The organism is Alitiscatomonas aceti (assembly GCF_025567195.1).
Taxonomy (GTDB): Bacteria; Bacillota; Clostridia; order Lachnospirales; family Lachnospiraceae; genus Alitiscatomonas; species Alitiscatomonas aceti.
This window is the reverse complement of record NZ_JAOQJF010000058.1, coordinates 1-8,796: the sequence shown is the minus strand read 5'-3', so window position 1 is coordinate 8,796 and position 8,796 is coordinate 1. Positions and strand designations below refer to the sequence as shown.

8 protein-coding genes are annotated in these 8,796 nt (G+C 36.2%); all 8 read right to left on the bottom strand.

Annotated elements, in window-relative coordinates; genetic code table 11:
- Nucleotides 1-335 precede the first annotated feature (335 nt).
- Nucleotides 336-1,778, bottom strand: coding sequence for an oligosaccharide flippase family protein (locus tag OCV69_RS16110; RefSeq protein WP_158360271.1), 1,443 nt, complete (start codon nt 1,776-1,778; stop codon nt 336-338).
- Between the two features lie 547 nt (nt 1,779-2,325).
- Nucleotides 2,326-3,465, bottom strand: a complete 1,140-nt coding sequence (locus OCV69_RS16105; protein ID WP_158360272.1) for an EpsG family protein — start codon at nt 3,463-3,465, stop codon at nt 2,326-2,328.
- 7 nt (nt 3,466-3,472) lie between these two features.
- Nucleotides 3,473-4,426 (bottom strand): glycosyltransferase family 2 protein, encoded by a 954-nt coding sequence (locus tag OCV69_RS16100; protein WP_158360273.1) that lies wholly within the window; start codon nt 4,424-4,426, stop codon nt 3,473-3,475.
- A complete protein-coding gene (locus tag OCV69_RS16095) occupies nt 4,423-5,634 on the bottom strand; it encodes a CDP-glycerol glycerophosphotransferase family protein (protein WP_158360274.1) in 1,212 nt (403 codons plus the stop codon). The genes OCV69_RS16100 and OCV69_RS16095 overlap by 4 nt, the downstream gene beginning before the upstream one ends.
- A gap of 20 nt (nt 5,635-5,654) precedes the next feature.
- Complete coding sequence (locus tag OCV69_RS16090) at nt 5,655-6,524, bottom strand: hypothetical protein (RefSeq protein ID WP_158360275.1); 870 nt, start codon at nt 6,522-6,524, stop codon at nt 5,655-5,657.
- A gap of 17 nt (nt 6,525-6,541) precedes the next feature.
- The gene (locus OCV69_RS16085; protein ID WP_262563235.1) at nt 6,542-7,369 is read right to left on the bottom strand and encodes a glycosyltransferase; all 828 of its coding nucleotides are present in this window, start codon (nt 7,367-7,369) and stop codon (nt 6,542-6,544) included.
- A 3-nt stretch (nt 7,370-7,372) separates the two neighbouring features.
- Nucleotides 7,373-8,200 carry a sugar transferase gene (locus OCV69_RS16080; RefSeq protein ID WP_158360277.1) on the bottom strand — a complete coding sequence of 276 codons (828 nt, stop codon included), beginning with the start codon at nt 8,198-8,200 and terminating at the stop codon, nt 7,373-7,375.
- A 12-nt stretch (nt 8,201-8,212) separates the two neighbouring features.
- Nucleotides 8,213-8,796: DegT/DnrJ/EryC1/StrS family aminotransferase (locus OCV69_RS16075; protein ID WP_262563234.1), on the bottom strand; the 584-nt coding region annotated here is incomplete at its 5' end.

The window sequence follows — 8,796 nt, the reverse complement described above, 5'->3', positions numbered from 1 at the left end:
ATGGTGGCTTAAAAGTTGTACCCTAAAATATCAAATCGGATTTTTGAAATTTTCTTCAAAAAACACTTGACTTTTTATTAGCAGGCTTTTATAAAACATGTAGTTGTAGCTTACCTATATCAAATTATATGTCTCTGTTCTATAGATTATGAATAGTTCTTTGTAATGATCGGCTACAAAGGACCTTAGGATTTCATCATCTTCTGAGAAAAAAGTCATTCACAAAAAATGAATTCAGTTCTAACATTCATCAGTTCCATACTTTGCGAAATGGATAAAAAGACCATTAAAGATAGGTTCACAGAAATGTATGTATGACACATTGAGGATGCATATCACCTTTTTCTTAATTTCTGAATAACTTCCATCATAACAGAATTTTTACCTACCAATAATATAGCCACATATACAATAGCAGATCCCAAAATCGTTACTGCAAGCCGGACTAGATATGAACCAGTAAAAACTATATAACAAGCTTTTCCAACAATTACTATCCCGATACATCCAATAATTATCGAAACAAGATCATGATTTATGTGATTTAAATGGATGTCATTCTTTGAGTAATGGATTGACATAAAGCAAACTATAATTTCTGCAATAATTGTAGTAATTGCAGCACCATTAATTCCAAACAAAGGAATTAGAATAAAATTTAAACCTATATTCATTCCTGCACTAATAACAGTTGCCTTGAATACAGCTTTTTCCTTTTTGTTAGGTACTAAGATACATTGAGTATACAAATACGCTAGCAAAGAAAAGAAAATAGCAATGCACAGCAAACGCAGAACATTTGTTCCGCCTAAATAATTTTCTCCTCCTACTAACCGTACAACATCGCAACTTGTAATATACAATCCTACAATTGATGGTAGCATTAATATCATTAAGATATTAAAAACATGAGAAAATAATTCATTAGCTGCTTTTTTCTCCCCACGCTGTAACAAAAGAGTAAAACGAGGAATTAATACCATCAATGCAGCCGCAAGTATATTCTTTACAATAGTATAGATTTGAACAGCTGTACTATAAATCCCCACCTGATAATCGTTTGTCATGAATCCAAGCATAATTATGTCAGAACCGACATAAATACTAATAGCCACTGAAGTTGAAAATATTACCAGAACAGGCTTAATATGTTTTTTTAAATTGCAATGAAGAATAAATTTAAATTTACAATATTTTATTCTTACATAAATCAAATTAATTATATGTGAAGCCGATCTCGAAAAAGCAATAATAGCTATATATTTGTACAAATCATCAGAGGACTTAACTAAGGCGAGAGTCAGTATAAGTGATAATGCTTGTACACCAATTGACTGGATAGTTGCAAACAAGAAATCTTCATATATATTACAAATCCAACTTACACCTATTGTAGTAAAGATAATCTCTGTTGCTAATATTGCAATTGCTAGCGTATAGTTATGAAATTGCTCTCCTACTATGACAGTAATTATTAAACATGCATAAGATATTACAGTGGACAATATGTTGATACTGAATACTTCACTCACAAATTTTTCAATTTGTTCCTTATCTTCTCTATATTGAATTCCTTCTCTAATAGCATATGTAGAAATTCCAAGGCCCGCCAATAGCACAAAATACGAAACTATTGATGAACAAAAATTATATATTCCAATATTCTCAACCTGTAAAATTCTTGAAACATATGGAAATGTTATCAGCGAAAATATCAGACTCAAAACGGTTTTTAAAGTATTAAGGATAGCATTAGTCTTTAATGACTTCTGTTTCATTTGAATTATACCATTAGTCTCTATATATTTTCTTCATATGCTAAAATATATAAGAGACTTAAATGTTCCTTTTTCCTATTTAATCAATCAATTACTCTTATATTATTTCATACCTATATTGTTTGGATTCATTCTTATTCCTCAATCCCCTTCTTCGGTATCCAATCAAGTTATGCAAAATCTATTAGCTCTGCATGTAAATTGCCTATATATTCTTCTATCATTCCTTTTATCAGCTTGACCACAACAATATAAAATTGTATTCGTGTTCCCCATCTAACATAAACATTACATCTTGGGGAATCGAACACAAATTACCAGTTCTTAATTTATAATGTTTTAGCTCATACTGGCAAATGTTTAAATCTCCATAAGTATATTTTCCTATTGAAATATTACTAAATTGATCATCTTTATAGCTGCTCCTATTAATTATTGTAAAATTATGATAGTTTTCTTTTTACTTTTCTATTACGCATCAATTTATAAATATACCTTTGAAATCCAAGAAATAGTCCCATCTTCATACTCTTTCAAAGTAGAAAGTTTACCTTCCAAATATCATAACATACTGTGGAACTAGCAAGAATACCGTTCCATACAGAACCATCCTGTTCAAATATTTAACATCCGCATTGCTAACACTATAGCAAACAATCGGAATAAGAAAGATGGTAAATATATCCACTAACCTTGAAAGCGCATGAATAGGGTATGCGAATGTTTGCAGGAATAAGCCGACGATAATAATAAGAGCGAGTTTGTTTATTCTTTTATTAGGAAGATATGTAATAACAAGGAATAGACCGATAAAGAACATAATGTAGCCTTCACGCATTTGAACAACAAATTCCAAGTCAGTAATGTAACTACTAAAAGCATTAATGTGTAGAATCGAAAATAATCCAAGCACCATTCGTATTGCCGCCATAGTCGTATACCGAGCAATATTAGAAAAATAACCTCCCATTGCCACGATCCATAGTATAGCAATACTTTTTTTGCTCAAGTTCACTGGAAAAAACCTTACTATTAGGTAAATACCAATGAAAAGAATTGAAGTTGTATGTACCAAGCACGCAAGTACTAGAAGGATCATGGATAACAATCGCTTCTTATATGCCAATAGCAATCCTATTGCGGCCAGTCCAAGACCAATTGCTAATCCCGACCTTATAGCCACAGTAGTGTAATGGATTCCTGAATAAAGAACATAGATACAGTAAGTTTGGATTACTGCTCTTTGTTTTTTAGCTTCGCTTTCTTTTTGAAAGTCCAGATATAAATATTGGTTAACTAAAGTTAATCCATAAAGAATCAATGCATTTGATAATAGTCCTGATACAAAATAAAAAAGAATCGGCGACTTAAATAGTGATCGAAATAGAGACATAAAAAATATATACACAATTTCAATCGAATAGTATGACCTATTTGCAAATAAATCTGAAACACTATTAACTGTAAGATTTGAAATAATGCTGACACTAGTATCATATGCCATATTATACATATTAGTATCAGCAACCTGTTCCGGACGTAGGCAAGCAATCAACGAATTGATGATGATCAAAAAAAACACAAGATATGTCGATTGTCTACCTTTTATATTTACTCCCGAAGTCAGTAAGAGTACTGCGTATGTAAGTAGTGCATACAGCATATAGATAAAGATAAATTCCTGCATGTCATGCTTACCTTTCTATCCCAGAAGATATTTTAAAATCCCCTTGATCAATTTCATTCATTTTAGTAATCAATTTTTTATAATACCATCTATAGCTTGAATCTTTCCTAACTTTCATTTTGAAATTAAACAATCGTAATACACGCAGCAATCTTTTTCCCAAAACATGTCCCTCACAGTATCTGATTATCGTATAATAATCACTTGCATATCTATGGAAATCTGCAAAAGGATTTCCTACTTTTCCCGTTGACTGTCCTTCCAAATGATAGACCCTTGCTTGTGGTTCATAGCAAGCTTTCAATCCAAGCTTCTTTAATTTTATTGATAGTATTCTCTCCTCTGAATATAAGAAAACGTTATCATCAAAGAATCCCAATTCATTAAAAACAGACGAGGATATTAGAAAACAACACCCTGACACCATGCCATAAAACGAATAAGTCATATCTAGATTTTCTACATGCACCTCTCCATATCCAGTTGCTTTTTTAATATAAGAGAATGGCATCCTATCTAAAATAGCTGAAAAGACCGAGTATGTTTTTAACGGATACTGTCCATTGCTTCCATCTCCTTTAATTACACGAGGTCCAACTACTGCTATTTCACCTTCTAAGTCTTTTAACATCTCTGAAATAGCATCATTCTCAAATACGATGTCGCTGTTAGTAATGGCAATATGGGTGCAACCTTCTTCAATAGCCTTCCTTATACCTACATTATTTCCACCGGAATAACCTAAATTCTCACTCAACATAATTAGCTTAAGATCATCACATCCGGTTAAATTGTTATTTATCTGGTCCTTTATTTCTTTGTTAGATCCATTATCTACTACATATATTCTATACTTACATTTGATTTTCTCTCTTATAGATTTGATACAACCTATAAGTTCATCATAAGTATTATAATTTACAATCACTATTCCTATACAATCTTTCACTTCTTTACTCATTTCCTTCTTAATTGTTTAACTGCTTTATACACTCTTTCACTATTACTGGAATCGTAATATAGGAAATAACGTTTATGGGCTGTAAGGTATTCCTTTGAACACTTATACCCGGATTTTATAAATCCTTCTAGTAAACTTAATACTTCATCTGGATTCCTGCAACTTTTCCCGAAGGGATTTTCGTTATAATCAAAATACCCTTGCTCATATTGGCCTTTTCTAAATTCTTCAAGATCGAACTGATAAAAGATAACCGGCTTCTTCATATAAACCATATCGAAGAAGACGCTGGAGTAATCTGTTATCATCATTTCTGATGACTTAAGCAACTCTTGAATATCGTAATCCTTCCAAGAAGCAATCGTTACTTTGGTACTGATCATCTTTTTCATATCTGGCAGATGGTATTGCAGATTTCTATGAGGATAGAAAATAACCTCAAGCTTATATTCATCTATAAGTTCAGCTAATTTATGGCTCTCCAGAAGTGCTTTCCAAGACTTTAAATAATGCGAGTGCAAAAAGTCACTATCAAGTCCCGCTTGCTCTTTAGACTTCAAGTTAAACCAATAACGCCATGTAGGCATTATTACAATTCTGTTCCTTTTTACATTCCTATTATGAAGATTATCAAAGCGTGGTAATCCACACAGTTGTACCACCCCTTTGGAATATCCAAATTTTTCCTCAATATATTTTGTCTCCGGAACAGCAGATGTCACGAACATATCAAATCTTGATCTATCCGCATATAGCCACCGAAGATCATTGATAATTACCCCATGCTGCAAAAAAATATTATGAGCATTATACCAATTATTCAACTCAATGAATGCGCAAAGAACTGCATTTGGTTTACCACCCTTTTGCGAGCTAATATTGCGCTCGCAAGTAAAATAAATGACCCAATGAAGAAAACTTCCATACTGGATTACCTGGCCTAAATCTTTAACCTTCTTGTAATCGACCGATTTCTTATCTATAGCATAAATACATGGCTGTTTAGGATGTTCTTCTCTCATCTTTCGAAAGAACCAATAACCATTATCCCTAGCCTCAGCCTTTTCTTCACAAATCAACCATGTATGAGAATATTTCTTCTTAAATAAAGGAGAAACTATCAGTGCTCCTAACATGGGAAATACCGCAGCCAAGTCTGACGCTTTTACATCTTTTAGTCTGTTAAAAAAATATCTCGGGCTTATCATTCTACTAGTTTTCCTTTCAGTTACTCACGCACTTTCCACTCTTCCATCCGTAACACTCCTGTGATATTGTGAGCCAATGAAGACTTTGATTTCTCAATCATCGTTCGAAAAGGATATAACGCTTTAACCGCCAACAAAACCCACCATTTATATTTAACATGAAGGTGACAATACGCTCTTCTAAACCCAAAGTACTTTTCAAGATAATCCTGAAAATGAGTTTCATGGCTTATCGCTCTTGCGCCGTCCACTATATAGTAACCCTTCTCGATTTCTTTCTGATAGTATAAAACAATCGCCATGCAAATAGCAGCATTGACTCCCTTTGACTCAAATTCTGGAATGGTCTTTTCTATGTTGAAATTAATTGCCCGTGCTTGTTTAATCAGTTGTGCGTAACCACAAAGCCTACCGCTCTCCTTATCAAAGGCTCCAAACACTGTACTTCCAGTTATTGTCCATTCATCTATTCCATTTATGAATGCCCTCTTTTCAATTTTCGGCCTGTATGCCTCTGGATATGCCGAAAACGCCATAACCGCAACATCATATAGTTGCTCGCTATATTGAAAGGGATCAATTACCTTTACGTCAAAATTCTTGAGACCCTTCTTTATTTCGTAACGTCTTTTTGATTTCAACGCGCTAATATCAAAAATGTCATCTTTGATACAATACCAAAAGGTAGTTTCATATCCACAATCATAATCCTCTGTCCACCTTGCAAATAAAGGTCTGTCTTTTCCCCCCCACACATCTCTATTTTTCAACAAAGTACCTGATTGTAAAGGCTTCAGATTCGGAATTTCATGTGGCTCACATGTTGGAATCATTGCATGATTGTAATATTTCCATCCGGATATTATTTGGTTTTCGTTATTATCAGACATAATTTTTATTCCTTTTACTATGTTTTTTTCCTTGCAAAATTTTTAAACGCCCATGACCTCATACTATTTGGCATTAACACTTGAACAATTAACCTTTTTCCTACGTTCATTATGTAAGTTGGCAAATTAATTACTCTCTTCTGTAACATATATCTCTGCAGCTTTGCTTCCGATTGGAAATACCTCACTCCACCTCTTCGTTTATACGAATCTGGACTCATTCTCATATTCACAAGAGTCTCAGGAGAATTTGCAAACTTTTTACCTGCTACTGCAAGCCGAATCCAAAGATAGTAATCTTCATTGCAAAACCAATCTTGATAGCCTCCCACCTCTTCAATATCATCCTTTTTTAACATTACCGTAGGCTGATTCATGGGGCAACGTTTCTGCATATAAGACTTGATGTCTTTATCCAACAACGGAACTTCTCGGACTGACTCTGATTTTTCTGGAGATAAGATGAACTCGCTTACCTGTCCTCCCACAATCGATAAATCCGGATTGTGTTCAAACATTGCAAGTTCTAATTCAAAGCGTCTATAAACACTGATATCATCAGCATCCATAAGAGCTACTAATGCGTTTGAACATTTCTTTAACCCAAGTCGTCGAGCTTTTCCATGTCCCTGGTTCTCTTTGAATCTATAAACATGAAATATCGGATTCGCGCTGTATGTCTTAATCACAGAATCCAACGTATCTGGAACAGGACCGTCTACAACCAAAACAACCTCATCCGGACTTTTACTTTGATTTAATATGCTGTCTACTGCCGACCTAAAGTATTCAACATTATCTCCGCCATAGACACACATCGATACTGAAAATTTCAAATTACCCATTATTCAGTTCCCTGCTTTTTTCAAGAGTTTCTTTGCTTCAATCTGGCAATTGTTGTATGTAGCCTGATCTACTTTTCCGTCCTTTAGCAATTCATCCCCAAAGTCCAACGCCGTTGCATTCTCACCATCAGTAATGCCTTCTTTATGCCTAATTTTCGCTATAGTTCTTAAGACTATCTTTGCATCATTAACAAATGTAATTTTATCTAGATATCTAAGATCCCATTCAAGCTTCTCTTCCCATGTAATCTCATTTCTACCGTTTATCTGTGCGAGTCCCGTCAGCCCCGGTCTTACACTATGACGCCGACGCTGCTTCGGAGTCATAAATACCATATCCCTAACCAGTTGAGGTCTGGGACCGACTACAGCCATATCGCCTTTAATGATATTTACGAGCTCCAAAAGCTCGTCACAACTGGACTCCCTTATAGCTCGGCCTACCCTGGTAAGACGCACCTTATCCGGAAGCAATTCTCCATTTTCATCCCGTGCATCAGTCATCGTACGGAACTTATACAGCTTAAAGAGCTTCTCTTCTTTGCCTGGACGATCCTGAGTGAATACAACTGGCGATCCAAGCTTGGTGCGTACAACTAAGGCTGTCACTGCCAGTACCGGACTCAGGACAATCAGTGCCCCTGTAGCTAGAGTGCAATCAAGTGGTCTCTTCACATATCTTTCATAGAACCCCTGCGGATGCTTTTGAAGCGTCTCAGACTCTTTCTTCTCATCTATTCTTTCTTTTACAAATGCTGTCACGCCGGCTGCAACACTTACCACTACTATACCACCAGCAATCTTAAAACAAGTTGAAAGTACGTTATTCATTCATTCCTACCTTTATTCGAAGCATGCACGGACCGCTGCAATAATTCTATCCTGCTGTACCGGGGTCATCTTATTATCACTCGGCAGGCACAGTCCCCTCTGGAAGAGGTCCATCCCCACATCCAGCGGCTTTCCGTCTTTCCCGACAGCCCCTCCAGCGATATAAGCGTTAGTCCTTGCCCGTCCATTCCCTTCCCGGGTCACAAACCCGTTCATCCGGAAGATCGGCTGCATATGCATGGGCTTCCAGATGGGACGCCCCTCGGCATTATACCTTGCCAGCGTCTCCAGGATCTCCATGGGGCAGCTCTTTCCCGGTTCCGGAAGGTACAGGGATTCCTGTTCCCCGCGCACCTGCCGGCACATGGCCTCCGGATCGATGACCAGACAGGACAGCCAGTAGTTGGGCTCGGAGTTTTCCGCGTCGAACGGATTCATCCGTACCGGAAGGTCCTTAAAGCCCTCCCTGTACCGCTCATAAATGGCCTTCTTCTGTGCGATGTGCTCCTTTAAGTACGGAAACTGTCCCCGCACCACCCCGGCGATCACGTTGCTCATCCGGTAGTTGTAGCCTACTTTCTCATGCTGGTACCAGG